This is a genomic window from Pelomicrobium sp. G1, assembly GCF_051905455.1.
Classification (GTDB): domain Bacteria; phylum Pseudomonadota; class Gammaproteobacteria; order Burkholderiales; family UBA6910; genus Pelomicrobium.
This window is the reverse complement of record NZ_JBQACR010000011.1, coordinates 56,853-83,474: the sequence shown is the minus strand read 5'-3', so window position 1 is coordinate 83,474 and position 26,622 is coordinate 56,853. Positions and strand designations below refer to the sequence as shown.

The window sequence follows — 26,622 nt, the reverse complement described above, 5'->3', positions numbered from 1 at the left end:
CTCGGCAGAGGCGGTGCGATCGGACGCCCGCGCAGTATCCGGGCTAGGCCCGGGGGTCTGGGGGCGACTGGGCCTGGAGGGCCTGGGCCCTGCGCCGGCGGCGCCGCCCCAGCTCGCCGATGAAACCGGCCAGGATGCCCACCACCAGCCCGGCCAGGAAGAACGCGAAGATCACCAGAGCGAGGGGGGCCTGCCACTCCATGCCCAGGTAGTAGCGGACCGTCACCGGGTCCATGTTCTTCAGGGCGAAGGTGAGCAGCAGAAGAAACAGGACGATGCGAACGATCCAGGAGAGAATGCGCATAGGCGAATCGCCGGCGGAAGAATCCTCATGGCGCTGGAATGCCCCGGCGGCGCACCGGGCATCGGAACGCGCCGCGCCGACCGCTCATGGGCGCCGGCAGGCCCCGGGCCGCCCTGGGCCGGCGCCATGGGCTCAGGACGACGACGGTTTCTTGCTGTTATAGTCCACCCGCTCCCGCAGTTCCTTGCCGGCCTTGAAGTGGGGTACGTACTTCTCCGGCACCTCCACCTTCTCTCCGGACTTGGGGTTGCGCCCGATGCGTGGCGGGCGGTAGTTCAGGCCGAAGCTGCCGAACCCCCGGATCTCGATGCGCTCGCCCTTGGCGAGGCTGGAAGCCATCGCGTCCAGGATCATTTTCACCGCCAGCTCCGCGTCTTTCGCTACCAACTGGGGATGGCGCGCCGCCAGCCGCGCGATCAGTTCCGACTTGGTCATGGTCAGGCCCTTATTCTTCGGTGTTCTTCCCGTCCAGCTTGGCCTTGAGCAGCGCTCCCAGGTTGGTAGTGCCCGCACCGGAGGCGCTTTCGGCCGCCATCTTCTGCAGCGCCTCGTTCTGCTCGGCCAGATCCTTGGCCTTGATGGACAGGTTGATGGTGCGGTTCTTGCGATCCACGTTGATGATCATCGCCTCGACGGCGTCGCCCTCCTTCAGGCGCGTGCGGATATCCTCGACCCGGTCCCGGGACACTTCCGACGCCCGCAGGTAGCCTTCCACGTCGTTGTCGAGCTGGATCACGGCGCCCTTGGCGTCGATGGACTTGACGGTGCCGGAGACGATGGAGTTCTTGTCGTGCTTGGCCACGTAGGCCGTGAAGGGGTCGCCCTCGAGCTGCTTGATGCCCAGGGAGATGCGCTCCCGCTCCACGTCGATGGCGAGCACCACGGCTTCCACCTCGTCGCCTTTCTTGTACTGGCGCACCGCCTCCTCCCCAGGAGCGCTCCAGGACAGGTCGGACAGATGCACCAGGCCGTCGATGCCGCCCGGAAGCCCGATGAAGATGCCGAAGTCGGTGATGGACTTGATCTGCCCTTTCACCCGGTCGCCTTTCTTGAAGTTCATGGCGAATTCTTCCCACGGGTTGGGCATGCACTGCTTCATCCCCAGGGAGATGCGCCGGCGCTCCTCGTCGATCTCCAGGATCATGACCTCCACCTCGTCGCCCACCTGCACCACCTTGGACGGGTGGATGTTCTTGTTGGTCCAGTCCATCTCGGAGACGTGCACCAGCCCCTCGATGCCTTCCTCGATCTCGACGAAGGCGCCGTAGTCGGTGATGTTGGTGACCTTGCCGAAGAGGCGTGTGCCCTGGGGATAGCGGCGGGAGATGCCGACCCAGGGATCCTCGCCCAGTTGCTTGAGGCCCAGGGAGACCCGGTTCTTCTCCTGGTCGAACTTGAGCACCTTGGCGGTGACCTCGTCGCCCACCGAAAGCACCTCGGAAGGATGCTTCACCCGGCGCCACGCCAGGTCGGTGATGTGCAGCAGGCCGTCGATGCCGCCCAGGTCCACGAACGCGCCGTAGTCGGTGATGTTCTTGACGATGCCCTTCACCACCGCCCCCTCCTTCAGGCTCTCCAGCAGGGCCTGGCGCTCGGCGCCCAGAGTCTGCTCCAGCACCGCCCGGCGCGACACCACCACGTTGTTGCGCTTGCGGTCAAGCTTGATGACCTTGAACTCCAGCTCCTTGCCCTCGAGGGGGGAGGTGTCCTTCATCGGCCGGATGTCCACCAGGGACCCAGGAAGGAAGGCGCGGATGCCGTTGATCATGACGGTGAGGCCGCCCTTCACCTTGCCGGCCACCACCCCCTTGACCAGCTCGCCTTTTTCCATCGCCCGCTCCAGGTCGTGCCAGGCGGCCAGGCGCTTGGCCCGCTCCCGGGAAAGCCGCGTTTCGCCGTAGCCGTCTTCCAGCGCTTCGATGGCCACGCTCACGAAATCGCCCGGCTTGACCTCGATCTCGCCCCGGTCGTTGCGGAACTCGTCGATGGGAATGAGGCTTTCCGACTTGAGCCCTGCATTGACCACCACGTAATTGGGATCGACCCGCACGACTTCCGCGGTAATCACCTCGCCCACGCGCATCTCCTTGCGCGCCAGGCTTTCCTCGAACAGGGCCGCGAAAGTCTCACCGGTCTGGGATGCAGGGGAAACGTTAGCCATCATCAAAAGAGTCCGATAAAAAACCCGCCCTTTTGCTCAAGCGGGATAAGTTGATAAACAGTCACTTGCGTTCCGCGCCGGCGGCTCATGAGATGCCGGGCCGGCAAAGAATTCCGGTGACAACCCTATCGAGCGTCTTCAAAATGCTCGAGGACGCTCGGCCTCCTCCCGTCCACCCTCTCCCGGGAGAGGAAGAACAACGATAAATGATTCGTCAACCAATTCGTCAACCATTTACCGGAGGCGTTCAACACGGCGCCAGGGACCGATAGCGCTCCACCACCGCCCGCACGATCTCGTCGACGGTGAGCGAGGTGGTATCGATCAGGACTGCGTCCTCGGCCTGTCTCAAGGGCGCCACGGCCCGTTCGCGGTCCCGGCGGTCGCGCTCGGCGATCTCCCTAACGAGGTCGCTCATGCTAACACGCATTCCTTTGTCCATCAACTGCTTATAACGGCGCCGGGCCCGTTCCTCGGCGCTGGCGGTGAGAAAGATCTTGAGCCGCGCGTCGGGAAAGACCTGGGTGCCCATGTCCCGCCCTTCGGCCACCAGCCCCGGCGGCTGCCGGAAGGCCCGCTGCCGCGCGAGGAGGGCGGAGCGCACCGGTGCCAGGGCGGCCACCCGGGAGGCGGCCTGGGACACCTCTTCGCTGCGGATCGCGTCGGTCACCCGCTCCCCTTCCAGGATCACCTGGTCGCCGTCGAAGGTGGCCTCGAGCCCCTGGGCCAAGGCCGCCAGCGCCTGCGGGTCGGAAAGCCCGATGCCCTGGCGCCGGGCGGCCAGGGCCACCAGGCGGTAGAGGGCGCCACTATCCAGGTAATGGAACCCGAGGGCCCGGGCCACCCCCTGGGCAATGGTTCCCTTGCCCGAGGCGGAAGGGCCGTCGATGGCGATCACCGGTGGGCTTTCTTCAACACCCCTGTCCGTCACGTCTCACCCCGAGGCCGCCCCTACCCCTTATGCTCTTCGATGTCCAGGCCCACGCTGCGGGCCGCGGGAACGAACCCCGGAAACGAGGTGGCCACGTTGGCGCAATCCAGGATCTCGATGGGCCCGCCGGCCCGCAGGGCCGCCACGGCGAAGGCCATGGCCACCCGGTGGTCGCCGTGGCTGTCCACCACTCCGCCCCCGTAGGCGCCGCCCCGGATGCGCATGCCGTCGGGCATCGGCTGTGCATCCACCCCCAGGCGGCGCAGCCCCTCGGCCATCACGGCGATGCGGTCGCTTTCCTTCACCCGCAGCTCTTCGGCGCCGGTCACCAGGGTCTCGCCCTCCGCGCAGGCCGCGGCGACGAACAGCACCGGGAACTCGTCGATGGCGAGGGGCACCAGCTCGGGCGGCACCTCGATGCCCTTAAGCGGCGCGTGCCGCACCCGCAGATCGGCCACCGGCTCTCCCCCCACCTCCCGCGGGTTCACGAAGGTGATGTTGGCGCCCATGCGCCTCAAGATTTCCAGCACGCCGGTGCGGGAAGGATTGACCCCCACGTGGGTAAGGGTTAGATCGGACCCCGGCGCGATGCTTCCCGCCACCAAGAAAAAGGCGGCGGAGGAGATGTCCGCGGGCACCTCGATCTCGCAGGCGGTGAGCTTGCCGCCCCCTTCCACGCACACGGTGGAACCGGAGGAGAGAACCGGATAGCCGAAGGCGCGCAGCATCCGTTCGGTATGGTCCCGGGTGGGGGCCGGCTCGGTCACGCAGGTGCGCCCGCTGGCGTAGAGGCCCGCCAGCAAGAGGGCGGACTTCACCTGGGCGCTCGCCACTCGCAGGGTGTGCTCCACGCCCTTGAGCCGGGTGGTGCCGTAGACCGTGAGGGGCGGCCGGCCCTCGGGAGCCGTTTCGATGCGTGCCCCCATGCGCGCCAGGGGCTCGGTCACGCGCCGCATGGGTCGCCGCCGCAGAGATGCGTCCCCGGTGAGCACGGAGGTAAACGGCTGCCCCGCCAGCAGCCCCGCCAGCAGCCGCATGGAGGTGCCGGAGTTGCCGCAGTCCAGCTCCCGGACCGGCGCCCGCAGCCCCCGCGGGCCCACGCCATGCACCATGACGCGGCCTTGCGCCGGGCCCTCGATGGGCACGCCCAGGGCCCGGAAGATATTCATGGTGGCCAGGGCGTCCTCGCCTTCCAGGAAGCCCGTGATCCGGGTCGTGCCCTCGGCGATGGAGCCCAGCATGATGGCCCGGTGGGAAATCGATTTGTCCCCGGGGACCCGCAGCCGGCCGCGCACCGCACCGCCGGGGTTGACGCGATAGAGGGTGCTCATGCTTCCTCGTCCAGTCGTTGGCGCGCCTCACGGGCCCGGGTGAAGAGCCGCTCGAGACCTTCCCCGTCCCCTTGGGCCAGCCGGCCGCGCACCTCATCAAGCCTGGACCGGTAGGCGTCGATCAGCTCGAGCAAGGTCGCCCGGTTGGCGAGGCACACGTCCCGCCACATCTCCGGGGAGCTGGCGGCGATGCGGGTCACGTCCCGGAAGCCGGGGCCGGCGAAGCGCAACAGGGTCTCGGCCTCGGGCTCGCCCGCGATGAGATCCATCAGGGCGAAGGCGAGCAGATGGGGGAGATGGCTCACGGCCGCCAGGATCCGGTCGTGCCGCTCCGGGGCCATTTCCACCACCCGCGCCCCGCACGCTTCCCACAGGGCGCGGACCGTGTCCCGGGCCTGGGGATCGGTTTCCGGCAGGGGCGTGAGCACCACGGTGCGGTCCCGGTAGAGGGCCGCGGTGGCCGCGCCCGCGCCGCTTTTCTCCGCGCCCGCGATGGGATGGGCAGGAACGAAGCGGGGCAGGTGATGGCCGAGAAGTTTCCGGGTGATCGCCACCACGTCCTGCTTGGTGCTGCCCGCGTCGGTCACCAGGGTGCGGCCGTCGAGCCCCGCCGCGAGCCGGGCTATCAGGCGCGCGTTCTGGCCCACCGGTGCCGCCAGCAGTACCAGGTCGGCTCCGGGCAGCGCCGTCTCCAGGGATCCGGCCGTTTCGTCCACCACGCCTGCAGCCAGGGCCCGCTCCAGGTTGGCGCTGCTGCGTCCCACGCCTACCACCCGCTCCACCCGGCCCGCCGCCTTCAGCGCCAGGGCGAAGGAGCCGCCGATCAGGCCCACGCCCGCCACCACCAGCTTCTTGAGCCGGACGTCCCTCACCCGGCCAGCACCTCCCGCAAGGCGGCGAGGAAGCGGGCGTTCTCCGACTCCAGGCCTACGCTCACCCGCAGGTGTTCGGGCAGGCCGTAGCTCGCCACCGGCCGCACGATCACCCCCTTGCGCAGGAGCGCCTGGAACACGCCGTTCGCGTCCCCCACCCGGAAGCAGACGAAGTTGCCGTAGGACGGGATGAAGGAAAGCTCAAGCTCCATCAGCCCCGCGGTGATCTGGATCATTCCCGCCCGGTTGAGAGCCACGCTCTTGGCCACAAATTCTGTGTCTTCGAGCGCTGCGGTGGCGGCGACCTGGCCTAGGGTGTTCACGTTGAACGGCTGGCGCACCCGGTTCATGAGGTCGGCGATACGCGGCGGCGCCAAGGCGTAGCCCACCCGCAAGGCCGCCAGCCCGTAGGCCTTGGAGAAGGTGCGGGTCACCACCAAGTTGGAGAACTCCCCGATCCAGGTCTCGCTGCGGCTCTTCATTTCCTGGGACAGGTACTCGTAATAGGCCTCGTCCAGCACTACCACCACCGTGGGCGGGACGCGGCGCAGGAAGGCCAGGAGCTGGGCCGGGCTCACCATCGTCCCCGTGGGGTTGTTGGGATTGGCGATGAAGACCAGGCGGGTATGCTCCTCGATCGCGTCCAGCATGGCCTCCAGGTCGTGCCCGTAGTCCCGCGCCGGCACCTCGATTCCCTGGGCGCCGATGGCCTGCACCGCCAGGGGGTACACGGCGAAGGCGTGCCGGGAATAGACGGCGGAGAGGCCCGGGGTCAGGAACGCCCGGGCCACCAGCTCCAGCACGTCGTTGGAGCCGTTACCCAGCACCACCTGATCCATGTTGACCCCCAGCTTGCGGCACAGGGCCGCCTTCAGCTCGAAGCCGTTACCGTCGGGATAGCGGGAGAGCTCCGGTAGTGCCTCCCGCACGGCTGCCAGGGCCCGGGGGCTGGGCCCCAGAGGGTTTTCGTTGGAAGCGAGCTTGACCACCTCCCTCAAGCCCAACTCCCGCTCCAGCTCGGAGATGGGCTTGCCCGGCTGGTACGGCGCGATGGCGCGCACATACCCGGGCGAGAGCTCACATACGTCCACCGTCAGTCCTTGGCGCACGGGTACGACCCGAGGATCTTGAAGAGGGAGGCCTTCTCCCGCACCTCAGTGAGGGCCGCCGCCACCGGAGAATCCTCCCGATGGCCCTTGATGTCCACGTAAAACACGTACTCCCACAGCCCGGTGCGCGAAGGCCGGGATTCGAGCCGGGTGAGGTCGATCCGGCGGCGGGCGAAGGGCTCCAGCAGGTCGCGCATGGCTCCTGGGCGGTTGGTGGTGGAAATGACCAGGGAGGTCTTGTCGGCGCCCGAGGGGCCCGCATCCTCGGGGCCGATCACCAGGAAGCGGGTGGTGTTGCGCGGGTCGTCCTCGATGTTCTCCGCGAACACCTTGAGCCCGAAGCGGCCGGCGGCGCGCCGGCTGGCGATGGCCGCCGCCCCCGGCTCCTGGGCCGCCAGGCGGGCCGCCTCCCCGTTGCTCGGTGCCGTCACCCGCTCGGCGTGGGAGAGGTTAGCCGCGAGCCACTGCTGGCACTGGGCGAAGGACTGGGGATGGGAGTAGACCCGTTTCACCTGAGCCAAGCTTTCCCCGTTGAACAGCAGGGCCTGGTGGACCTGCAGCATGATTTCCCCGCACACCTTGAGGGGCGTCTGCAGCAGCAGATCCAGGGTGCGGCCCACGGCGCCTTCGGTGGAGTTCTCCACCGGCACCACCCCGTAGTGGGCGCGCTGGGATTCCACCGCCCGGAACACCTCGTCGATGGAGGCGCAGGGAGTCCCCGCCGCGGCACTGCCGAAACGCTTGATCGCCGACTCTTCGGAGAAGGTGCCCTCCGGCCCCAGGTAGGCCACGGTGATCGGCTCCTCCAGCGCCCGGCAGGCGGAGATGATCTCCACGAACAGCCGCTCCACCGCCTCCGCTGGCAACGGCCCCCCGTTCAATCGCTTGAGCCGCTTAAGCACCTGGGCCTCCCGCTCCGGCCGGTAGACGTTCCCGTTCTTGAGGCCGCCGATCTGCCGCGCCAGCTCGGCGCGCTGGTTGAGCAGCTTCAGCAGCTCGGCGTCCAACGCGTCGATGCGGCTGCGCAACTCGTCAATCGGCTCGCTCATGGCCGTCTCCGGAGGGGAGATAGCGCACCGCCAGCACGCCCGGAATCGCGGCGATCTCCTCGATCACCCGGGGTGGCGGCGGGCTGTCCAGATCCACCAGGGTGTAGGCGGCCGCACCCCGGGACTTGTTCAGCATGTTGTGGATGTTGAGCCCGGCCCTGGCCATGGCGGTGGAGATCTGGCCCACCATGTTGGGCACGTTCATGTTGGCCACCCCAATACGATAGGGGGATTCCCGGGCCATCACCACCGTCGGGAAGTTGACCGAGTTCACGATGTTGCCGTTTTCCAGGTAGTCCATGACCTGATCCACCACCATCACGGCGCAGTTGTCCTCCGCCTCCTGGGTGGAGGCGCCCAGGTGAGGCAGGGCGATCACGGCGGGGTGATGCACCAGGCCGGGATGGGGGAAATCGGTCACGTAATACTTGATGCGGTGCTCGGAGAGGCCGGCCAGGACGGCCTCCACGTCCACCACCCCGTCGCGGGCGAAGTTGAGCAGGATCGCTCCCGGCTTCATCTTGTGCACCAGCTTGTGATCCACCAGGTGGCGCGTCATGTCGAGCAGGGGCACGTGGACGGTCACGAAGTCGGCTGCCCGCACCAGCTCTTCCAGGGTGTGGGCCTTGCGTACCTGGGAGGGCAGGCTCCAGGCCGCCTCCACGGTGATTTCCGGATCGTAGCCCACCACCTTCATTCCCAGCTTGATCCCGGCGTCGGCCACCAGGCTGCCGATCGCCCCCAGGCCGATGACGCCTAGAGTCCTGCCCGGCAGCTCGAAGCCGGCGAACTGCTTCTTACCCTCCTCGATCAGGCGGTGCAGGGTCGTCTCGTCCCCCATGAGGCCTTCGGTGAAGCGGATCGCCGGCACCAGGTTGCGAGCGGCCATCAGCATGCCCGCCACCACCAGCTCCTTCACCGCGTTGGCGTTGGCCCCCGGAGTGTTGAACACCGGCACGCCCCGCTCGGTCATGCGCTCCACGGGGATGTTGTTGGTGCCCGCCCCGGCGCGCCCGATGGCTTTCACGCTCGCCGGTATCTCCATCTTGAGCATGTTGTGGGAGCGCACTAGGATGGCGTCCGGCTCCGGGACGTGGGGGCCCACCGTGTAGCGCGCTCCAGGAAAGCGCTTAAGGCCCTGGGGCGAGATGTTGTTGAGCGTCAGGATGTGATAGCGTTCGGCCATGCTTCGAGCTCAGCCGTGTTTCACCGCGAACTCGCGCATGAACTCCACCAGCCGCCGCACCCCCTCGATGGGCATGGCATTGTAGATCGACGCCCGCATGCCCCCCACCGAGCGGTGCCCCTTGAGCTGGACCAGGCCGCGCTCCTTCGCCTGCCGCAGGAATTCTTCGTCGAGGGCCGGATTCCTGAGAGTGAAGGGGACATTCATGCGGGAACGGTCCGCCTTCGCCACCGGAGAAGCGTAGAAGTCGCTCGAGTCCAGGAAATCGTAGAGCAGGCGGGCCTTCTCCGCGTTGATCCGCTCCATGGCCGCGAGCCCGCCCTTGTCCTTGATCCACTCGAACACGAGCCCGGCGATGTAGATGGCGAAGGTGGGCGGCGTGTTAAGCATGGACTCGTTCTCCGCCTGCACCTTGTAGTCGAAAATGCTGGGAGTGGCGGTCAGCGCCGACCCGATCAGGTCCTCCCGCACGATGACGATGGCGAGCCCCGCCGGGCCGATGTTCTTCTGCGCGCCGGCGTAGATCAGGCCGAAGCGGGTCACGTCCATCGGCCGGGACAGGATATGGGATGAGGCGTCCGTCACCAGGGGCACGTCGCCCGTGTCGGGAATCCAGTGGTATTCCACGCCGCCGATGGTCTCGTTGGACGTGATGTGCACGTAGGCCGCGTCGGAAGAGAGCCTCCAGCGGTCCCGGGGCGGCACGTAGCTGAAGTTGCGGTCCTCGGCGCTGGCGGCCACGTGCACCTCGCAGTATTTCCTCGCCTCGGCCATCGCCCGCTTGGCCCAGTGGCCGGTGTTCACGTAATCGGCCTTGCGCTTCCCCCGCAGGAGATTCATCGGCACCGCGGCGAACTGGGCCGTCGCCCCCCCCTGCAGGAACAGGACCTTGTAGTGGGCGGGAATGGCCATAAGCTCCCGCAGGTCGGCTTCGGCCTTTCGCGCGATGGAAACGAACTCCTTGCCGCGGTGGCTCATCTCCATCACCGACATGCCGCTCGCGTGCCAGTCGAGCAGCTCGTCCCGCGCCCGGGCGAGCACTTCTTCCGGCAGCACCGCCGGCCCCGCGCTGAAATTGTAGACGCGTCCCATTTACCGCTCTTCTCCTTCGCCCGGCGTGCTCACCCTGGCCTCCCCGGCGGCTTCTCCCTCCGCCTCCGACTCCACCACCTTGCCAAGCCCCGCCAGCTTCTCGGAGGCGTCCAGGTCGATGAGCCGCACCCCCTGGGTAGCGCGCCCCATCTCGCTGATTTCCGCTACCCGGGTGCGGATCAGCACGCCTCCCGTGGTGATCAGCATCACCTCGTCCTCCGGCGCAACCAGGGTGGCGGCCACCACGTTGCCGTTGCGGGCGGTGGTCTGGATGGCGATCACCCCCTGGCCGCCCCGGCCATGGCGCGGGTACTCGGCCAAGGGCGTACGCTTGCCGTAGCCGTTTTCCGTGGCGGTAAGCACTTGCCGCTCCTCCCCGTCCGCCACCACCAGGGAAATCACCTGCTGCCCCGGCTCCAGCCGCATGCCGCGCACGCCCCGCGCGAGCCGGCCCATGGGCCGCACGTCTTCCTCGGAAAAGCGCACCGCCTTGCCCGCGTCGGAGAACAGCATCACGTCCTGGTGGCCGCTGGTGAGCTCGGCGCCGATCAGGAAGTCGCCCTCGGTGAGCTCCACCGCGATGATACCGGAGGGGCGGGGCCGGGAAAATTCGGAGAGGGGCGTCTTCTTCACCGTCCCCTGGGCGGTGGCCATGAAGACGTAATGCTGGTCGTCGAACTCCTTCACCGGCAGCACGGCGGTGATCTTCTCCTCCGGTTGCAGGGGCACCAGGTTCACGATGGGCTTGCCCCGGGACAGGCGCGCCCCCTGGGGCACCTCGTAGACCTTGAGCCAGTAGAGCCTGCCCCGGTTGGAGAAGCACAGGATGTAGTCATGGGTATGGGCGATGAAGAGGTGATCGATGAAATCGTCCTCCCGCGTGCCCGCCGCCTGCTTGCCCCGGCCGCCGCGCCGCTGGGCCCGGTAGTCGGCCACGGGCTGGCACTTGATGTAGCCCGCGTGGGACAGGGTCACCACCACGTCCTCGGGCGTGATCAGGTCTTCCAGGGACAGCTCCTGGGCCCGGGTGACGATCTCGCTGCGGCGCTCGTCGCCGTACTGCTCCTTCACGGCCCGCAGCTCGTCGGCGACGATGGCGTCCACCCGCTCGGGGCGCGCCAGCACGTCCAGGAGGTCGGTGATGGCGTCCATCACTTGCCGGTACTCGGCCACGATCTTGTCCCGCTCCAGCCCGGTCAGGCGCTGCAGTTGCATCTCCAGGATGCGCTGAGCCTGGACATCCGAGAGCCGGTAGCCCTGGGCGGACAGGCCGAATTCCGGCGCCAGGCCCTCGGGGCGGGCCGCCTCGGCGTCGACCCGCGCCAGCATCTCCTCCACCAGCGCGGAGCGCCAGATGCGCTCCATCAGCCGCTCTCTGGCCGCCGCCGGCGAGGGGGCCTCCTTGATCAAGGCGATGATCTCGTCCACGTTGGACAGGGCCACCGCCAGGCCTTCCAGGATGTGGCCCCGTTCCCGGGCCTTGCGCAGCTCGTACACCGTGCGCCGCGTCACCACCTCCCGGCGGTGGCGCAGGAACGCTTCCAGCAGCTCCTTCAGGTTGAGCAGCCGCGGCTGGTTGTCCACCAGGGCCACCATGTTCATGCTGAAGGTGTCCTGCATCGGGGTTTCTTTGTACAGGTTGTTCAGGACCACTTCCGGCATTTCGCCGCGCTTGAGCTCGATCACCACCCGCATGCCCGACTTGTCCGACTCGTCCCGCAGGTCGGCGATGCCCTCCAGCTTCTTTTCCCGCACCAGCTCGCCGATGCGCACCAGCAGGTTCGCCTTGTTCACCTGATAAGGCAGCTCGTCGATGACGATGGCCTGGCGGTCCCCCTTCTCCAGGTCCTCCACGTGGGTGCGGGCGCGGATCACCACCCGGCCGCGCCCGCTGCGGTAGCCCTCCCGCACGCCCTCCAGGCCGTAAATGATTCCCCGGGTGGGAAAATCCGGCGCCGGGACGATCTCCATCAGCTCGTCGATGGTCATTCCCGGCCGCGCGAGAAGCGCAAGGCAGGCGTCCACCACTTCCCGCAGGTTGTGGGGCGGCACGTTGGTGGCCATGCCTACCGCGATGCCCGAGGACCCATTGATCAACAGATTGGGCACCCGGGTGGGCAGGCAGACGGGCTCCCGCTCCTTCTCGTCGTAGTTGGGCTGGAAATCCACCGTCTCCTTGTCGATGTCGGCCATCAGCTCGGAGGCGATGCGGGACAGCCGGCACTCGGTGTAGCGCATGGCCGCCGGGTTGTCCCCATCCACCGAGCCGAAGTTGCCCTGGCCGTCGATCAAGGGATAGCGCATGGAGAAGTCTTGGGCCATGCGCACCAGGGTGTCATAGATGGCGGCGTCGCCGTGAGGGTGGTATTTCCCCATCACGTCGCCCACCACCCGGGCGCATTTCACGTACGGCCGGTTCCAGACGATGTTGGCCTCGTGCATCGCGTACAGGATGCGCCGGTGCACGGGCTTTAAGCCGTCCCTCACGTCGGGAAGCGCCCGGCCCACGATCACGCTCATGGCGTAATCCAAGTAAGAGCGGCGCATTTCCTCTTCGAGGCTGACGGGAACGGTTTCTTTAGCGAATGAATCCATATGGCCGAAACGGCTCACATAACGGGAAACAGGCCCGGCGCTTGCACCCTGCACGGCATGGCGCAAACATTCAATTCAAAAAAACGAAAATTTTATCATGGACAACCTGGCACGGACTATCCGCGGTTCCTGATTCCAGGCGCCAGGAGCGCGCGCAAGGGGTTGACATAACAAAGATTTTAACCGGATAATGCTTTCACGCCCTAGCGCGGATCGACCTCGTTCAACAGAGGTTTTGCGTTAACTCGAGGCGCAAAGGGAGTCCCGGAGCATTCGTGAACACCTCCCCGCCGGGGCTCGTATTGCTTTTTTTTTGGAACGAACAAGAAAGGTGCAAGCATGAAAACTTACTCCCCGAAGCATCTGATGTTGGGCCTGACGGCTGCCGCCGTTCTCGCATCGGGCCCGGTGCTCGCCGCCGCGGACAAGTCCGGCTACTGGGTGGATTCCCGCGGCACGGTCACCAAGAACAGCTACGGACAGTGCTGGCGCGCCGGCTACTGGACCCCGGCGATGGCCATCGAGGAGTGCGATCCGGACCTGGTGAAGAAGGCCGAGCCGCCCGCGCCGCCACCCGCGCCCGCCCCGGTCGCCCCGGCGCCGGCGCCCTCGCCGGCGCCTGCCCCGGCCCCCGCGCCGGCTCCCGTGATGATGCCGGAGAAGGTCACCTTCGCGGCCGACGTGCTGTTCGATTTCGACAAGGCGGAGCTGCGGCCGGAGGGCAAGCAAGCCCTGGACAACTTCGTGCAGAAGCTGGAAGGGGTGGAGTACGAAGTCATCGTGACCGTGGGCCACGCCGACCGCATCGGCCCCGAGGCCTACAACAAGAAGCTTTCCCTGCGCCGGGCCGAATCGGTGAAGGCCTACCTGGTGTCCAAGGGCATCCCGGCCAACAAGGTGTACACTGACGGCAAGGGCGAATCCGATCCCGTCACCAAGCCCGAGGACTGCAAGGGCAAGCGCGGCGCGGCGCTCATCAAGTGCTATCAGCCGGATCGGCGTGTGGAAGTGGAGGTGGCGGGCACCCGCAAGTAAGCGCAAGCCGCCTTCCGCGGACGAACAAAGCCCTGCCCGCGCAGGGCTTTCTTTTTATGGCGCGCGACACGGTCGATCTTCTGGTTGACGCCCGCTGGCTGCTGCCCATGGAGCCGGCGGGCCGGGTGCTGGAGCGCCACTCGGTGGCGGTCCGGGACGGCCGCATCCGCGCCCTGCTGCCCTGGCAGGAAGCCGAAGGACGCTTCGAGGCCCGGGAGCGCCTGCGGCTCGAGCGCCACGCCCTCATGCCGGGGCTCGTCAACCTGCACACCCACGCTGCCATGACCCTGCTGCGGGGTCTCGCGGACGATCTGCCCCTTATGGAATGGCTGCAGAAGCACATCTGGCCGGCGGAGATGCGCTTCGTGACGCCCGAGTTCGTCCACGACGGGACGCTCCTCGCCTGCGCCGAGATGATCCGGGGCGGGATCACCTGCTTCAACGACATGTATTTCTTCCCCGAGGCGGCCGCCCGGGCGGTGATGGAGGCCGGGATGCGGGCGGCCCTAGGGATGATCGTGGTGGATTTCCCCACACCCTACGCCGCCGATCCCGACGACTATCTGAGCAAGGGCATGGCGCTGAGGGACGAGCACCGGGCGAACGCCCTGCTCTCCTTCTGCATGGCGCCCCACGCCCCGTACACCGTGAGCGATAGGACCTTCGAAAAGCTGCTCACCTACGCGGAGCAGCTCCAGGTGCCCATCCACGTGCACCTGCACGAGACCGACGAAGAAATCCGGGAAAGCCTGCGCCAGTACGGGGTGCGGCCCTTGGAGCGGCTGCGGCGCCTCGGGCTCCTGGGACCCGGCCTGGTGGCGGTGCATATGGTGCACTTAACGCCGGAGGAGATGGAGCTCGTCGCCCGCGCCAACGCCAGCGTCGCCCACTGCCCCTCCTCTAACCTGAAGCTCGCCAGCGGTTTCGCCCCCATCGCCCAGCTCGTGGAGCGAGGCGTCAACGTGGGGCTCGGCACGGACGGGGCGGCCAGCAACAACCGGCTCGACCTCTTCCAGGAGATGCGCACCGCGGCCCTTCTCGCCAAGGCGGTGAGCGGCCGGGCGGACGCCCTTCCCGCCCACCGCACCCTGGAAATGGCCACCCTGGACGGGGCCCGGGCCCTCGGTCTAGAAAAGGAAATCGGCTCCCTCGTCCCGGGGAAACGGGCCGACATGGCCGCGGTGGACTTGGGCGCCCTGGAGCTTACTCCCTGCTACGATCCCCAGTCCCACCTGGTCTACGCCGCCGGCCGGGAGCACGTGAGCCACGTTTGGGTCGAGGGGCGGCTCTTGCTGGACGACGGGCGGCTCACCACCCTGGAGCCGGGCGAGCTCGCCACCCGCGCGAGCCGCTGGGGACGCCGCATCGCCAAAGCGGACGCCAACGTTCGACAAGACGGCAATTGAAATGGCCCGCGAATCCGGGCTTGAGGCCATGAACAACGTCGATCCCCTGGAGATCGAGAAATTCAACCAGCTCGCCCACCGCTGGTGGGATCCCCACAGCGAGTTCAAGCCGCTGCACGACATCAACCCCCTGCGCCTGAAGCTCATCGAAGAGGCGGCCGGCGGGCTGGCGGGCAAAGAGGTCCTGGACGTGGGCTGCGGGGGCGGGATTCTCGCCGAAAGCATGGCGGCCCGGGGCGCCCGGGTGACAGGAATCGACCTGGGAGAAAAAGCCCTCAAGGTAGCCAAACTGCACCTGCTGGAAAGCGGCCTGCAGGTGGACTACCGCCACTGCTCGGTGGAGCAATTGGCGGCCGAAATGCAGGAGCGCTACGACGTAGTCACCTGCATGGAGCTCTTGGAGCACGTGCCGGATCCCGCGAGCACCGTAAAGGCCTGCGCCGCCGTGGCCCGGCCGGGGGCGCCGGTGGTCTTCTCCACCATCAACCGCAACCTGAAGTCCTTCCTCTTCGCCATCGTGGGAGCGGAATACGTGTTGGGGCTGCTACCCCGCGGCACCCACGAGTACGCCCGCCTGATCCGCCCGGCCGAGCTCGCCCGCATGGCCCGCGAGGCAGGGCTCGACGTGACGGGCTTCACCGGTCTGACCTACAACCCGTTCACCAGGCAGTACGCCCTGGGAGCCGACATCGACGTGAACTACTTCGCCCTCACCCGGAAGACATGACCCGTCCCCGAGCGGTTTTCTTCGACCTGGACGGTACCTTCGCCGATACCGCCCCCGACCTGGGTCATGCCTTGAACCGCATGCGGGAGCGGCGAAACCTGCCTCCTTTGGCCATCGAAACGGTGCGACCCCACGCTTCGGCGGGTGCCCGGGGTCTGCTCCACCTGAGCTTCGGCCTCACGCCGGAAGACCCCGATTACGGCGTGCTGCGGGAGGAGTTCCTGGCCCTCTATAGCGAGGCCCTGTGCCGCCACACCCGGCTCTTCCCCGGCATTCCCGAGCTGCTGGACAGGCTCGAGGCCCGGGGTATCGTATGGGGCATCGTGACCAACAAGCCGGAGCGTTTCACCCGCCCCCTGCTCGCGGCCCTGGGCGTGGCAAGCCGCGCCCGCTGCATCGTCAGCGCCGACACCTGCCCTCATCCCAAGCCCCACCCCGAACCCCTGCTCACCGCCAGCCGGCAGGTGGGCATCGAGCCGCCGGCGTGCCTTTACCTGGGCGACGACGAGCGGGACGTGCAGGCGAGCCTCGCCGCCGGCATGCGTCCCGTCGTGGCCCGCTACGGCTACCTGGGTGACGGCAGGCCGTGGCAGGCCTGGGGCGCCCAGGGCGCCATCACCCAGCCGCTGGAGCTGCTCGACCTCCTTTAGAGAAGAGAGAAGACAAATCCGGACCTAGACCCGATAGAGCGAACGGCGGTCCCGCTCGAAGCGCACCGCATCCTCAAAGGATGCACCCCGCTTGCCGCCGGGCCAGATCCAGCCGGCGCTCTCCAGGGAAATCTCTCGCCGCAGGAGCTGAATGGAACGGCCGTCCTCGAATTCCACCACGGTGCCATTGATGCTGCTGTCGGTGAGATAGAACTGCACCCCCTCCAGCCGGACGATGGCATGCTCCCGGGAGACGAAGCGGTCCGCCAGCCGCACATCGCAGTGGAGAGCCCGGCCGATCACGACGCGGTAACGGAAACGATCCACGGTGATCCGCTGCCCCCGGTGGGTGAGCACCAAGCCGCCTGGGTCCGCCGGCAGCAAGCGCCGTCCCTCCAGGTTCAAATCGGTCACCGTCGTGCTGTCATGGTCCCAAAGGACTTGATAGATCACCGTCTCCCGGGCGGTGTCTTTGATCCGGACCTGGAAAATGGGCCGGCATGTCGCCTTGAGCTCTTCGGAGAGGGTGCCGTAGGTGGCCTCGGAAGTGAGAATCTGCTCCGGGCTTGCCATATCGCTCAGGTAGGCGGCCAGGTTCACGGTATCGCCAAAGATGTCCCGCCCCTCCTCCATCAGATCCCCGTAATGGATCCCGATGTGGAGTCGCACCTTCTCCCCGGCACAGGGCTGGCTCGCCGCCTGCCGCTGCAGGACGCCGGCCGCGCGGAGCGCCTGGTCCGCGGAGGGAAAGACGCTCAAGGCGGCGTCCCCCACCGCCTTGACCAGCCGGCCGCCATGCTCCTGGGTGACCCGGGCGCTCCGCTGCACGAAGGCTTCCACCACCGCGCGGCCGGCCAGATTGCCTAGGACGGCGTAGATCCGGGTGCTGCCCACCAGATCGGCGAACATCACCGCGCATCGGGCCAGGCTTCGACTCATATCAAGAACAAACTATAAGCATTTGAGGAAAATATACTTTTCATTTAGCCGAAATGGTATCACCGGTGGAACGAATCGCAAATCCTCGGGTCTCATAGGTTGAACCTGTCTGAAAGCGCTAGAATTCTGCATCCAATGCAGGGGGCGACCTGGTTTCGACGCGGGTTGCGAAGCAGCGCAGGGCATGCCGAGGACCAGTTCCCTCGTAAATCCACTGGAAACCAATAGACGCCAACGACGAGCGTTACGCTCTCGCCGCCTAACACCGGCGAGACGCTGCACTAGCCTGCTGATGGGCTAGGCCCTGCCGGGCGAGGGAGGCGCAAGCCGAGCTTGCTCGAAGGGGTGCAGCGTCATTCACATCAGCCCCTGCGCACGGTCTGGCCGCTTGGCCGTGCGCATCCGTCGAAGCGGCTGGCCAAGCGTCAGCCTGCCGGCCGGCGGGCGCGAGGCGAGATGCAATAGACCCGGCTAAGCATGTAGGCCTGACTGCGGAGGATTCGCGGACGGGGGTTCGATTCCCCCCGCCTCCACCATTTTCCTGAAACCCGGAACCTTTCCGGGTTTTCTCATCGGCTCAACCGGCAGATTCTTCTGGAGCTTAGGGCGGATGGCGGAGATACCCCGAGAGGGAAATCCTGGCACAGCCGAGCCAGCGCGCGAGGCGGTGGAGGCGACCTACCGCGCCGAGTCCCGGCGAGTGCTCGCCACCCCGATCCGCCTGCTCGGCGACTTCGATCTCGCCGAAGAAGCGCTGCACGATGCCTTCAAGGCCGCTTTGAAGCAATGGCCCCAGGAAGGCATGCCGGCCAACCCCCGGGCGTGGCTCGTCTCCACCGGCCGCTTCAAGGCGATCGACGGCATCCGCAAGCGCGCCCGCTTCGATCCCCTGGACGAGATGGCCGAGCAGGTGGAGGCGATCGTTGCCGACGCGCCGGCGTGGAGCGGCGACGAAGACATCGAGGACGACCGGCTGCGGTTGATCTTCACCTGCTGCCATCCGGCCTTGTCCCCCGACGCCCAGGTGGCGCTCACGCTGCGGGAAGTGTGCGACCTCGCCACCGAAGAGATCGCCCACGCCTTCTTGATTCCCGCCCCCACCCTCGCCCAGCGCATCGTGCGCGCCAAAGCGAAGATCCGAGAGGCCCGCATTCCCTATCAGGTGCCCGAACGAGCCGAGCTCCCCGAGCGGCTGGACAGCGTGCTGCGGGTCATCTACCTGGTGTTCAACGAAGGCTACGCCACCAGCTCGGGTGCCTCCCTCACCCGGCCCGATCTCTCGGGGGAGGCGATCCGGTTGGGGAGGCTGCTGGTCGAGCTGTTGCCTGAACCCGAGCCCACGCGGCGCGGGCGGAGCTGTGCCGGCGGCTGGGAAGGACGGCGGAGGCCCGGGCCGCTTACCAGCGAGCCCTTGCCCTGACGCGCCAGGCGCCGGAGCGGCGGTTTCTCGGACGGCGGCTGGCCGAGCTGCAAACTTGATCGGTCCATTGTCGATTTGGCGCCCCGCCGAACGACTATGGATCGTAAACGGCCCTCAAAGCCGGAGGCCGGGCGCTCAGGCCGGCCGAAAACTACACAGGCTTCAGAAACAAAGACTTAATCGAGGTACGTCAACTGTTCGAGCTGGAAGACTTCGAGACCGCGCTCGGCATGAAATCGGAGGCGGTCGAGCGCTGGCGCGAGATGGGGATCGGGACGAAGAAAGAGGCGCCATTCGAAGGGCCCCGCGCACATCCGGGACGGGGCCGTCATCGCCTTCTCCCCTTCTCCTTCTGCCGGCACCCAAAAGGAGCGAAACACCATGCAGAGAATCACCCCTTGCCTTTGGTTCGACAATCAGGCCGAAGAGGCCGCAAGGTTCTACACGTCGATCTTTAGGAATTCCAGGATCGGAAGAATCAGCCGCTATGGGAAGGAAGGCCACGAGATTCACGGAAGGCCCGAGGGGTCGGTCATGACCGTCGAGTTCGAGATTGACGGTCACGGGTTTATCGCACTGAACGGCGGACCGGTCTTCAAATTCAACGAGGCCATCTCGTTTCAGGTACATTGCGAAACGCAGGAGGAGGTGGACTATCTCTGGGAGAAGCTTTCCGAGGACGGCGACCCGAGTGCGCAGCAGTGCGGCTGGCTCAAGGACAAGTACGGCGTATCCTGGCAGATCGTTCCGACGGCCCTGATCGAGATGCTGCTGGACAAGGATGTCCGGCGAACCGAACGGGTCATGAAGGCGATGTTGCAAATGAAAAAGATCGAGATCGCGAAATTGAAGCAGGCATACGGGGAAGAATAGCCAGCCCGTGCACGGGCCGCCCCCTCAACGAAAAGGAGAACGCAATGAAATACCTGTGTCTGGTTTATCTCGACGAGAAACGGCTCCCGGAGCTGCCCGACGAAGACTGCGTGGAATACGACGCGGCGATCCGCAAGAGCGGCCAGTGCATCGCCTCGGAGGCCCTAGAGTCCGTACATACCGCCACTACCGTTCGGGTCAGGAACGGCAAGCTGTCCGTCACCGACGGCCCCTTCGCCGAAACCAAGGAGCAGCTCGCCGGCTCCTACCTGATCGAGGCGCAGGACCTGAACGAGCCCATCCAGCTAGCCTCGAAAATCCCACCGGCGCGGGTGGGCAGCATCGAGATACGACCGATCCGGCCGATCCGGGAAACGGTACAAGCCGAAGCAAAACGGAGGGCGAAGGAGGCCGGCGCAGGGACGTGATCGAACTGAAGAGCGACGATCATCGGGTGCTGACGTCCCACAGTCTGGACGACGACGGCCGATGGCACCATTTCATGACAGCCCACTATCGCCGGAAGAAGTAGTGGCGCGGCTCAATCTTCCCAGGAGGAACGATCGATGACGAGCAATCCCGAGAAAACCGCGACTCGAACCCGCAACCCGGCCGCCCGCGCCCAGCGCTCCCGGTCGACGGGTCGCGTGGTAGTGCTGGTCGCTACGCGCAAAGGGGCGTGGTTGTATCACGGCGATGGAGCACGGAAGGCCTGGCGGGTCGACGGGCCGCACTTTCTCGGTCACATCGTCAATCATCTCGTGCTCGACCCGCGCGACGGGCGGACGCTGCTCGCGGCGGCGAAGACCGGGCACCTGGGCCCGACCATCTTCCGCTCTACCGATCTGGGCCGCACCTGGAAGGAAGCAGAGCGGCCGCCGGCCTTCGCCAAAGCGCCGGCGGGCGAGCAGGGCCGCGTGGTCGACCAGACGTTCTGGCTGACGCCCGCCCGCGCCGCCGAGCCGGACGTCTGGTACGCGGGAACTTCGCCCCAGGGGCTGTTCCGCTCGGAGGACGGGGGCGTCACCTGGACGCCGTTCTCTAGCATCAACGACGACCCCCGGTACCGGAAGTGGATGGGCACCGTGCAGGACGGCACCCCCGATGGGCCGAAGCTGCACTCCATCATCGTCGACCCGCGCGATCCCAAGCATCTCTACTTCGCCATGTCGGGCGGCGGGGTGCACGAATCGCGAGATGGGGGCCGGACCTGGGCGCCCCTCCTGAAAGGGCTCGACGTGGTGGAAGGTTTCGATGCGACCAATCCCACGTTCCACGACCCGCACTGCGTGCGGCTTTGTCCGAGCAACCCGGATCGTTTGTATCAGCAGAATCACTGCGGCATTTACCGGCTCGACCGTCCGTCCGACGAGTGGATACGCATCGGCAAGACCATGCCCGAGCGGGTCGGCGACATCGGCTTTCCCATCGTGGTGCACCCGCGGGACGCGGACACCGCGTGGGTGTTCCCGATGGACGGCGCCACCGTCTGGCCGCGCACCAGTCCCGATGGGGCTCCAGCGGTGTATGCGACCCGTGACGGCGGCGAGACCTGGCAGCGGCTCGACGACGGCCTGCCCAAAAGCCAGGCCTGGTGGACCGTGAAGCGCCAGGCGATGACGGCGGACGCGCAGGATCCCGTGGGCCTGTATTTCGGCACCACCAGCGGCGAGCTGTGGATGAGCCGGGACGAAGGTCGCCAGTGGGCCTGTATCGCGCGGCACCTTCCGGAGATCTACGCCGTGGAAGCGGCTGAATTACCGTAGGCAGACCCACCCGATGAAAGTGCTCATCCCCAGCCCGCTGCGTTCATACACGGGGCGATCGTCGGTCGAGGCGAGCGGTTCCACCCTCGCCGCGCTCCTCGACGATCTGGACCGTCAATACCCGGGAATCCGCTTCCGCATGATCGACGAGCAGGACGGGATCCGGTCCCACATGCGCTTCTTCGTCGGCGGCAAGCAGGTCTTCGATCTGGCGCAGCCGCTGGGCGCCACCGAGGAAGTGATCATCGTCCAGGCGTTAAGCGGCGGCTGACGGCGCGGGACCTGCGCGCGGACGCGCCCAGCTTCAGGATTCCCACGCGCCGACCGAGAAGGGGACTGTGTCGATTCGCGGTCGTTCCGAACGACTACCTGCAGATCGACCACGGGCCTCCAACCGGGGGCGTCGCGATACGAACCGGGAATGTTGCGATACGATTCGGGATGATCCAGGACGCCCTTGATACCCGGTGCACAACCGCCCCGCCGAAGAAAACCGCCCTCGCGCCCGAGCGAGCGTGATCCTGCCCGCCGGCGCCGCACCCGAGGCGCGCCTGCTGCTCATCGGACGCGGCATGCGGGCGCTCTGCGACGGGTACGTCGCCGTGCTGCTGCCCGCTTACCTGCTGGCGCTGGGTTTTGGCACCTGGGAGGTGGGGCTGCTCAGCACCGCGACCCTGCTGGGATCGGCCCTCGCCACCCTGGCCGTGGGCGCCTGGGGACATCGTTTTCACCACCGCAGCCTGCTGCTCGGGGCGGCCCTGCTGATGACCGCTACGGGGCTTGCCTTCGCCAGCCTGTCCGCGTTCTGGCCGCTGCTGGTGGTCGCCTTTGTCGGTACGCTGAATCCCAGCGCCGGCGATGTCAGCGTGTTCCTCCCCCTGGAGCACGCCCGTCTGGCCGAAGCCGCCCAAGGCCACGTCCGCACCGCGCTGTTCGCCCGTTACAGCCTGACTGGCGCGCTCGCCGCCGCGTTCGGCGCGCTTGCCGCCGCCGTGCCGGACGGTTTGGCAACGCTGGGGGTCGATCGCCTCACCGCGTTGCGGGCCATGTTCGTCCTCTACGGCGCAGCCGGCTTCGTGGTCTGGTTGCTGTACGCACGGCTGCCGAGGCCGTCGTCCAGCCAAGCCCACCGCAGTCCGCCTGCCCCCCTTGGACCCTCGCGCGGCCTCGTCATCAAACTAGCGGCGTTGTTTTCGGTTGATGCCTTTGCCGGCGGGCTGATCGTGCACTCACTGCTGGCCTTGTGGCTGTTCGAGCGCTTCGAGCTGTCGCTTTCCGCAGCCGGCGCGTTCTTCTTCTGGGCGGGGCTTTGCACTGCCCTCTCTCAGCTCGCGGCGCCGTGGGTGGCCCGTCGCATCGGCCTGCTCAATACCATGGTGTTCACCCACATTCCCGCCAGCCTCGCCCTCATCGGGGCGGCATTCGCACCTCGTCTGGAGATTGCCCTGGGTCTGCTGCTTCTACGCGCTGCGCTGTCGCAGATGGACGTGCCGACCCGGTCGGCTTACGTCATGGCCGTGGTCACACCGCCGGAACGAGCAGCGGCGGCGAGCTACACTGCGGTGCCGCGGAGCTTGGCCTCGGCGCTCAGCCCCTCTCTGGGCGGCGCCTTGTTCGCGGCGGGATGGCTCGCCGCGCCGTTGGTAGTGTGCGGGATGCTGAAAATCCTCTATGATCTGGCGCTGCTCAAGGCCTTCCGGCGGGTAAAACCAGCGCACTGAGAAGGGCGTACCCGGCTCAGCGACAACCCCCGGAGCCCTGGGAAACACCGCCCCCGGGGGCGAGCGGCCTCGAACAGGTGCTGAGGGGCTCGCGCGAGACGATTGGCCTACGACGATCAACTTCTGGCGACCGCCGGCAGCGCGTTCGACGGCCTGCTGGCCGCCTTTGAAAAGGAGGCGAAGACATGAGCCAATCCACCGCCACACCGGCGCAACACGACGCCAGAACCCAGCCATCCGTTGTGAGCTTCTGGGAAGCTTTCCGCTTCTGGTTCAAACTCGGCTTCATCAGTTTCGGCGGTCCGGCCGGACAGATCGCTGTCATGCACACCGAGCTGGTCGAGCGTAGACGCTGGATCAGTGAGAGACGCTTCCTGCACGCGCTCAACTACTGCATGGTGCTGCCCGGCCCGGAAGCGCAGCAGCTCGCCACTTACATCGGTTAGCTGATGCACCGCACCTGGGGCGGCATCGTCGCCGGTACGCTCTTCGTCTTGCCTTCCCTGTTCATCCTGATCGTGCTGTCGTGGATCTACATTGCCTTCGGCGACGTGCCCCTGGTGGCCGGGCTGTTTTATGGCATCAAGCCCGCCGTGACCGCCATCGTCGTGCATGCGGCCTACCGCATCGGTTCTCGGGCCCTCAAGAACCACGTGCTGTGGGCAATTTCCGCAGCCTCGTTCGTGGCCATCTTCGCGCTCAATGTGCCGTTTCCGGCGATCGTTGCCGGCGCGGCGCTGATCGGCTATCTCGGCGGGCGCATCGTCCCAGACAAGTTCAAGGCGGGTGGCGGGCATGGCAAGGTTGACAAGTCCTTCGGTCCGGCGCTGATCGACGACGATACCCCCCCGCCAGAGCACGCCCGCTTTCACTTAAGCCGCCTTGTCCGCGTGCTCGTGATTGGAGCGTTGTTGTGGGCCGTGCCGATGGCAGGGCTTTCGGCGCTCTACGGCTGGAATGGCACGCTCACACAGATGGGCTGGTTCTTCACCAAGGCAGCCTTACTCACTTTCGGCGGCGCGTATGCAGTGCTGCCCTACGTCTACCAAGGCGCAGTCGGACATTACGGCTGGCTCACGCCGACGCAGATGATCGACGGCCTGGCGCTCGGCGAAACCACGCCAGGGCCGCTCATCATGGTGGTGGCCTTCGTCGGCTTTGTGGGTGGCTATGTCAAGGCATTGTTCGGGCCGGACATGCTTTTCGCGGCTGGTGCAGTCGCGGCCTGTGTGGTGACGTGGTTCACTTTTCTCCCTTCCTTTCTGTTCATCCTGGCCGGCGGCCCGCTCGTGGAATCGACCCACGGCGACCTCAAGTTCACCGCGCCGCTGACCGCGATCACTGCGGCCGTGGTCGGCGTGATCCTCAACCTGGCCCTGTTCTTCGGCTATCACGTGCTATGGCCGCAAGGGTTTGCTGGGAACTTCGATTGGGTATCGGCCCTGATCGCGCTAGCGGCGGTCGTCTCGCTCTTCCGCTACCAGGTCGGCGTCATCCCGCTCATCGCGGCGTGCGGCGTGTCTGGCCTTGTCTACCAGCTCGTCCTTTGAGGATGCCGGCCTGGACGACGATAGGCTCTTCACAGGAAAAGCAAAGTCTATCGAGCGTGGCGATCCGAGGCCGCGGGTTACCGCGCTCAAGGATGATTTTGGACCGGTTCGGTCACGAAGCCAATCCGCCTCAGCCCGCTGGCTTGCGCATCTGACATCACTTCGACGACGTTTTCATAGAGCGTTTTGCGATCGGCACGGATATGCACTTCCGGTTGCGGTTCGCGCTTTGCCGCCTCGGCAAAGCGCCCCGGCAAGGCGGCCCGGTCAAGGGGTTGCTCATTCCAGTACACTTGCCCCAGCGTGTCGATGCTGATCGTGATGGTCTGCGGTTTTGCTTCGTTGGGCTGGCTGGTGGCACGCGGCAAGTCGATCTTCACCGCGTGGTGCATGACCGGAATGGTGATGATAAAGAGGATCAGCAGCACCAGCATGATGTCCACCAGCGGCGTGGTGTTGATCTCGGCGTTGAGATCGTCGTCTTCGTTGAGTGTCGAGAAAGCCATCATGCTCACCGCGCGTCAATCGATACCACGTGCACGGGGGCCCCGTCACGGTGGGTTTCAGGCAAGTGTCGTGTCATGCCGGTGATGGCGAAGGTGCAGACGTCATGGGAAAAGCGGCGCAGCCGCGCAAGCAAGGCCTTGTTGTTGCGTACTGCCGCGTTGTAACCAAAGGTGGCCGGAATGGCCACCGCCAGGCCCAGCGCCGTCATGATCAGCGCTTCGCCCACCGGGCCAGCCACTTTTTCGATGCTGGCCTGTCCCGCTATGCCTATGCCGATGAGGGCGTGGTAGATGCCCCACACTGTGCCGAACAGGCCGATGAATGGCGCGGTACTGCTGATCGAGGCGAGCAAACCAAGCCCGCTCTGCAAGCGCGCAGAGGCGTCATCGATCGCCTGGCGCAGGTGGCTGGCCAGCCACTCGGCACCCGGTGGGGCTGCGTCGCCGCGCGCCCGCATGACCGGGTGTAGTTGAAGGCAGATCGTGGCCTCGTCGATCACCCGCCGGAAGGCGTTGTCCGGTGCAGGCTCAAGTCGAGGCCCAAGGTCGGACAGCGCTCGCGCATCGCGCAGGGAACGCTCGGCGATATTGGCTAGGCGGTTCATGCGGAGCGCCTGCCAGCCGCGCATCAGCATCACGTACCAGGACAGTACGGACATGGTGAGCAGCAGGAGGGCGACACCCCGCATGACCCAATCGCCCTGCGACCACAAATTGATTAGCCCGTAAAGATTGTTCACGATTTCCTCCCTTCATTGCAGCTTGAAAACGACGGGCACCAGTACCCAGGCGTCCACCGGCTGGTCGCCTTGGCGGGCGGGGACGAAACGCCATTGCGCCACGGCGCGCACGGCGGCCTCGTCCAGGCGCGCGGAGCCGCTCGTCGCATGCAACTTCACCTGGCTGGCACGACCATCGGCGGTGACCAGCACTCTCAGCAGTACCCGTCCTTCCTCGCCCAAGCGCCGCGCCAGCGCGGGATAGTCGGGTGCGGGATTATTGAGGTAGGCCGCGTCAAACCGTGGCGGTGTCACCGGCGTGGGCGGGGCAGGGGGGGCAGGAGGTGCGCTCATTGCCACGGGTTCGGAAGTGGGCGCCACTATCGCTGGCGCTTCTGGGGGAGAGATGGCGCGCTCGCTGGGTTCTGGATCCGCCATGGGCGGTATCGCCGGCTGCACGATGCGAGGCTTGTGCACCACTTCGGGCGGTCGCGGCGAAAGAGGCGGAGGTGGCTGCGGCACGGGGGGTGCAATGATTTCAGCGTACATCACCTTGGGTAATACGCGCTGCGCGAGATCGCGTGCCAAACCGGACTGCAAGGCGTACAGAAATGCGACGTGCAGCAGCAGTACCAGTCCGAAGGTGAATAGAGAGGTGCGCGGGGAGAAGATATCCATCT

Annotated in this window: 26 protein-coding genes, 1 other RNA gene and 2 pseudogenes; 14 read left to right on the top strand and 15 right to left on the bottom strand. The window is 66.5% G+C overall.

Translation table 11 applies throughout. From position 1 onward, the window contains the following. Window positions 1-43 precede the first annotated feature (43 nt). The 11 genes from ACTFO6_RS11900 to gyrA form a co-directional block, all read right to left on the bottom strand. A complete protein-coding gene (locus tag ACTFO6_RS11900) occupies window positions 44-304 on the bottom strand; it encodes a LapA family protein (protein ID WP_439934665.1) in 261 nt (86 codons plus the stop codon). Window positions 305-436: 132 nt separating this feature from the next. Beyond that, the gene (locus ACTFO6_RS11895) at window positions 437-739 is read right to left on the bottom strand and encodes an integration host factor subunit beta (RefSeq protein WP_439934664.1); all 303 of its coding nucleotides are present in this window, start codon (window positions 737-739) and stop codon (window positions 437-439) included. A gap of 10 nt (window positions 740-749) precedes the next feature. Continuing rightward, window positions 750-2,465, bottom strand: coding sequence for a 30S ribosomal protein S1 (gene rpsA, locus ACTFO6_RS11890; RefSeq protein WP_439934724.1), 1,716 nt, complete (start codon window positions 2,463-2,465; stop codon window positions 750-752). 247 nt (window positions 2,466-2,712) lie between these two features. Then, complete coding sequence (gene cmk / locus ACTFO6_RS11885; RefSeq protein ID WP_439934663.1) at window positions 2,713-3,363, bottom strand: (d)CMP kinase; 651 nt, start codon at window positions 3,361-3,363, stop codon at window positions 2,713-2,715. 53 nt (window positions 3,364-3,416) lie between these two features. Then, window positions 3,417-4,727: a 3-phosphoshikimate 1-carboxyvinyltransferase gene (gene aroA / locus ACTFO6_RS11880; RefSeq protein WP_439934662.1), complete on the bottom strand. Its 1,311-nt coding sequence runs from the start codon at window positions 4,725-4,727 to the stop codon at window positions 3,417-3,419. After that, on the bottom strand, window positions 4,724-5,599 hold the full coding sequence (locus ACTFO6_RS11875; protein WP_439934661.1) for a prephenate dehydrogenase: 876 nt from the start codon (window positions 5,597-5,599) through the stop codon (window positions 4,724-4,726). Before ACTFO6_RS11875 ends, aroA begins: the two co-directional genes overlap by 4 nt. Next, on the bottom strand, window positions 5,596-6,690 hold the full coding sequence (hisC, locus tag ACTFO6_RS11870; RefSeq protein WP_439934660.1) for a histidinol-phosphate transaminase: 1,095 nt from the start codon (window positions 6,688-6,690) through the stop codon (window positions 5,596-5,598). Before hisC ends, ACTFO6_RS11875 begins: the two co-directional genes overlap by 4 nt. Before the next feature lie 2 nt (window positions 6,691-6,692). Continuing rightward, complete coding sequence (pheA, locus tag ACTFO6_RS11865; RefSeq protein ID WP_439934659.1) at window positions 6,693-7,757, bottom strand: prephenate dehydratase; 1,065 nt, start codon at window positions 7,755-7,757, stop codon at window positions 6,693-6,695. After that, window positions 7,741-8,943: a phosphoglycerate dehydrogenase gene (locus tag ACTFO6_RS11860; protein WP_439934658.1), complete on the bottom strand. Its 1,203-nt coding sequence runs from the start codon at window positions 8,941-8,943 to the stop codon at window positions 7,741-7,743. The genes pheA and ACTFO6_RS11860 overlap by 17 nt, the downstream gene beginning before the upstream one ends. 9 nt (window positions 8,944-8,952) lie before the next feature. Then, window positions 8,953-10,035, bottom strand: coding sequence for a 3-phosphoserine/phosphohydroxythreonine transaminase (gene serC, locus ACTFO6_RS11855; RefSeq protein WP_439934657.1), 1,083 nt, complete (start codon window positions 10,033-10,035; stop codon window positions 8,953-8,955). Beyond that, window positions 10,036-12,630, bottom strand: a complete 2,595-nt coding sequence (gene gyrA, locus ACTFO6_RS11850; RefSeq protein WP_439934656.1) for a DNA gyrase subunit A — start codon at window positions 12,628-12,630, stop codon at window positions 10,036-10,038. 339 nt (window positions 12,631-12,969) lie between these two features. On the opposite strand from gyrA, the gene ACTFO6_RS11845 reads away from it, so the two are divergent. From ACTFO6_RS11845 to ACTFO6_RS11830, 4 genes are read left to right on the top strand one after another with little or no spacing between them, the layout of a single operon-like run. Next, window positions 12,970-13,665: an OmpA family protein gene (locus tag ACTFO6_RS11845; protein WP_439934655.1), complete on the top strand. Its 696-nt coding sequence runs from the start codon at window positions 12,970-12,972 to the stop codon at window positions 13,663-13,665. Window positions 13,666-13,721: 56 nt separating this feature from the next. Continuing rightward, window positions 13,722-15,071, top strand: coding sequence for a TRZ/ATZ family hydrolase (locus ACTFO6_RS11840; protein WP_439934654.1), 1,350 nt, complete (start codon window positions 13,722-13,724; stop codon window positions 15,069-15,071). Window position 15,072: 1 nt separating this feature from the next. Then, window positions 15,073-15,798, top strand: coding sequence for a bifunctional 2-polyprenyl-6-hydroxyphenol methylase/3-demethylubiquinol 3-O-methyltransferase UbiG (gene ubiG / locus ACTFO6_RS11835; RefSeq protein WP_439934653.1), 726 nt, complete (start codon window positions 15,073-15,075; stop codon window positions 15,796-15,798). Beyond that, window positions 15,795-16,448 (top strand): HAD-IA family hydrolase, encoded by a 654-nt coding sequence (locus ACTFO6_RS11830; protein WP_439934652.1) that lies wholly within the window; start codon window positions 15,795-15,797, stop codon window positions 16,446-16,448. Before ubiG ends, ACTFO6_RS11830 begins: the two co-directional genes overlap by 4 nt. A gap of 24 nt (window positions 16,449-16,472) precedes the next feature. On the opposite strand, the gene ACTFO6_RS11825 is transcribed toward ACTFO6_RS11830, so the two are convergent. Next, window positions 16,473-17,387 (bottom strand): adenylate/guanylate cyclase domain-containing protein, encoded by a 915-nt coding sequence (locus tag ACTFO6_RS11825; RefSeq protein WP_439934651.1) that lies wholly within the window; start codon window positions 17,385-17,387, stop codon window positions 16,473-16,475. A 140-nt stretch (window positions 17,388-17,527) separates the two neighbouring features. Between ACTFO6_RS11825 and ssrA the strand changes: the two genes are divergently transcribed. The 10 genes and pseudogenes from ssrA to chrA all read left to right on the top strand — a co-directional run bounded on the left by ssrA (window position 17,528) and on the right by chrA (window position 24,717). Further along, window positions 17,528-17,923, top strand: a transfer-messenger RNA (tmRNA) gene (gene ssrA, locus ACTFO6_RS11820). Window positions 17,924-17,997: 74 nt separating this feature from the next. After that, a pseudogene (locus ACTFO6_RS11815) lies at window positions 17,998-18,723 on the top strand (RNA polymerase sigma factor); the annotation flags it as partial. Window positions 18,724-18,743: 20 nt separating this feature from the next. Further along, window positions 18,744-18,866, top strand: coding sequence for a hypothetical protein (locus ACTFO6_RS11810; RefSeq protein WP_439934723.1), 123 nt, complete (start codon window positions 18,744-18,746; stop codon window positions 18,864-18,866). A 322-nt stretch (window positions 18,867-19,188) separates the two neighbouring features. Then, window positions 19,189-19,680 (top strand): VOC family protein, encoded by a 492-nt coding sequence (locus ACTFO6_RS11805; protein WP_439934650.1) that lies wholly within the window; start codon window positions 19,189-19,191, stop codon window positions 19,678-19,680. A 44-nt stretch (window positions 19,681-19,724) separates the two neighbouring features. Next, entirely contained in the window at window positions 19,725-20,108 is a 384-nt protein-coding gene (locus tag ACTFO6_RS11800) for a YciI family protein (RefSeq protein WP_439934649.1), read from the top strand. After that, window positions 20,105-20,212, top strand: coding sequence for a DUF1579 family protein (locus tag ACTFO6_RS11795; protein ID WP_439934648.1), 108 nt, complete (start codon window positions 20,105-20,107; stop codon window positions 20,210-20,212). The genes ACTFO6_RS11800 and ACTFO6_RS11795 overlap by 4 nt, the downstream gene beginning before the upstream one ends. Window positions 20,213-20,327: 115 nt before the next feature. Further along, window positions 20,328-21,446: a glycosyl hydrolase gene (locus ACTFO6_RS11790; RefSeq protein ID WP_439934647.1), complete on the top strand. Its 1,119-nt coding sequence runs from the start codon at window positions 20,328-20,330 to the stop codon at window positions 21,444-21,446. 13 nt (window positions 21,447-21,459) lie between these two features. Then, entirely contained in the window at window positions 21,460-21,717 is a 258-nt protein-coding gene (locus tag ACTFO6_RS11785) for a MoaD/ThiS family protein (protein ID WP_439934646.1), read from the top strand. A gap of 244 nt (window positions 21,718-21,961) precedes the next feature. Continuing rightward, window positions 21,962-23,167, top strand: coding sequence for an MFS transporter (locus tag ACTFO6_RS11780; RefSeq protein WP_439934645.1), 1,206 nt, complete (start codon window positions 21,962-21,964; stop codon window positions 23,165-23,167). 185 nt (window positions 23,168-23,352) lie between these two features. Beyond that, a pseudogene (chrA, locus tag ACTFO6_RS11775) lies at window positions 23,353-24,717 on the top strand (chromate efflux transporter). An 86-nt stretch (window positions 24,718-24,803) separates the two neighbouring features. On the opposite strand, the gene ACTFO6_RS11770 reads toward chrA, so the two are convergent. From ACTFO6_RS11770 to ACTFO6_RS11760, 3 genes are all read right to left on the bottom strand, one after another. Continuing rightward, window positions 24,804-25,223 carry an ExbD/TolR family protein gene (locus ACTFO6_RS11770; RefSeq protein ID WP_439934722.1) on the bottom strand — a complete coding sequence of 140 codons (420 nt, stop codon included), beginning with the start codon at window positions 25,221-25,223 and terminating at the stop codon, window positions 24,804-24,806. A gap of 5 nt (window positions 25,224-25,228) precedes the next feature. Then, window positions 25,229-25,912, bottom strand: a complete 684-nt coding sequence (locus tag ACTFO6_RS11765) for a MotA/TolQ/ExbB proton channel family protein (RefSeq protein ID WP_439934721.1) — start codon at window positions 25,910-25,912, stop codon at window positions 25,229-25,231. Between the two features lie 63 nt (window positions 25,913-25,975). Further along, the gene (locus ACTFO6_RS11760) at window positions 25,976-26,620 is read right to left on the bottom strand and encodes an energy transducer TonB (RefSeq protein WP_439934644.1); all 645 of its coding nucleotides are present in this window, start codon (window positions 26,618-26,620) and stop codon (window positions 25,976-25,978) included. Window positions 26,621-26,622: the final 2 nt, after the last annotated feature.

Excerpts from the sequence above, each read along its gene's own strand:
- ACTFO6_RS11900 (WP_439934665.1), bottom strand. The coding sequence starts at position 304 with ATGCGCATTCTCTCCTGGATCGTTCGCATCGTCCTGTTTCTTCTGCTG.
- ACTFO6_RS11895 (WP_439934664.1), bottom strand. The coding sequence starts at position 739 with ATGACCAAGTCGGAACTGATCGCGCGGCTGGCGGCGCGCCATCCCCAG.
- rpsA (WP_439934724.1), bottom strand. The coding sequence starts at position 2,465 with ATGGCTAACGTTTCCCCTGCATCCCAGACCGGTGAGACTTTCGCGGCC.
- aroA (WP_439934662.1), bottom strand. The coding sequence starts at position 4,727 with ATGAGCACCCTCTATCGCGTCAACCCCGGCGGTGCGGTGCGCGGCCGG.
- pheA (WP_439934659.1), bottom strand. The coding sequence starts at position 7,757 with ATGAGCGAGCCGATTGACGAGTTGCGCAGCCGCATCGACGCGTTGGAC.
- ACTFO6_RS11860 (WP_439934658.1), bottom strand. The coding sequence starts at position 8,943 with ATGGCCGAACGCTATCACATCCTGACGCTCAACAACATCTCGCCCCAG.
- serC (WP_439934657.1), bottom strand. The coding sequence starts at position 10,035 with ATGGGACGCGTCTACAATTTCAGCGCGGGGCCGGCGGTGCTGCCGGAA.
- gyrA (WP_439934656.1), bottom strand. The coding sequence starts at position 12,630 with ATGGATTCATTCGCTAAAGAAACCGTTCCCGTCAGCCTCGAAGAGGAA.
- ACTFO6_RS11845 (WP_439934655.1), top strand. The coding sequence starts at position 12,970 with ATGAAAACTTACTCCCCGAAGCATCTGATGTTGGGCCTGACGGCTGCC.
- ACTFO6_RS11840 (WP_439934654.1), top strand. The coding sequence starts at position 13,722 with ATGGCGCGCGACACGGTCGATCTTCTGGTTGACGCCCGCTGGCTGCTG.
- ubiG (WP_439934653.1), top strand. The coding sequence starts at position 15,073 with ATGGCCCGCGAATCCGGGCTTGAGGCCATGAACAACGTCGATCCCCTG.
- ACTFO6_RS11830 (WP_439934652.1), top strand. The coding sequence starts at position 15,795 with ATGACCCGTCCCCGAGCGGTTTTCTTCGACCTGGACGGTACCTTCGCC.
- ACTFO6_RS11825 (WP_439934651.1), bottom strand. The coding sequence starts at position 17,387 with ATGAGTCGAAGCCTGGCCCGATGCGCGGTGATGTTCGCCGATCTGGTG.
- ACTFO6_RS11805 (WP_439934650.1), top strand. The coding sequence starts at position 19,189 with ATGCAGAGAATCACCCCTTGCCTTTGGTTCGACAATCAGGCCGAAGAG.
- ACTFO6_RS11800 (WP_439934649.1), top strand. The coding sequence starts at position 19,725 with ATGAAATACCTGTGTCTGGTTTATCTCGACGAGAAACGGCTCCCGGAG.
- ACTFO6_RS11785 (WP_439934646.1), top strand. The coding sequence starts at position 21,460 with ATGAAAGTGCTCATCCCCAGCCCGCTGCGTTCATACACGGGGCGATCG.
- ACTFO6_RS11770 (WP_439934722.1), bottom strand. The coding sequence starts at position 25,223 with ATGGCTTTCTCGACACTCAACGAAGACGACGATCTCAACGCCGAGATC.
- ACTFO6_RS11765 (WP_439934721.1), bottom strand. The coding sequence starts at position 25,912 with ATGCGGGGTGTCGCCCTCCTGCTGCTCACCATGTCCGTACTGTCCTGG.
- ACTFO6_RS11760 (WP_439934644.1), bottom strand. The coding sequence starts at position 26,620 with ATGGATATCTTCTCCCCGCGCACCTCTCTATTCACCTTCGGACTGGTA.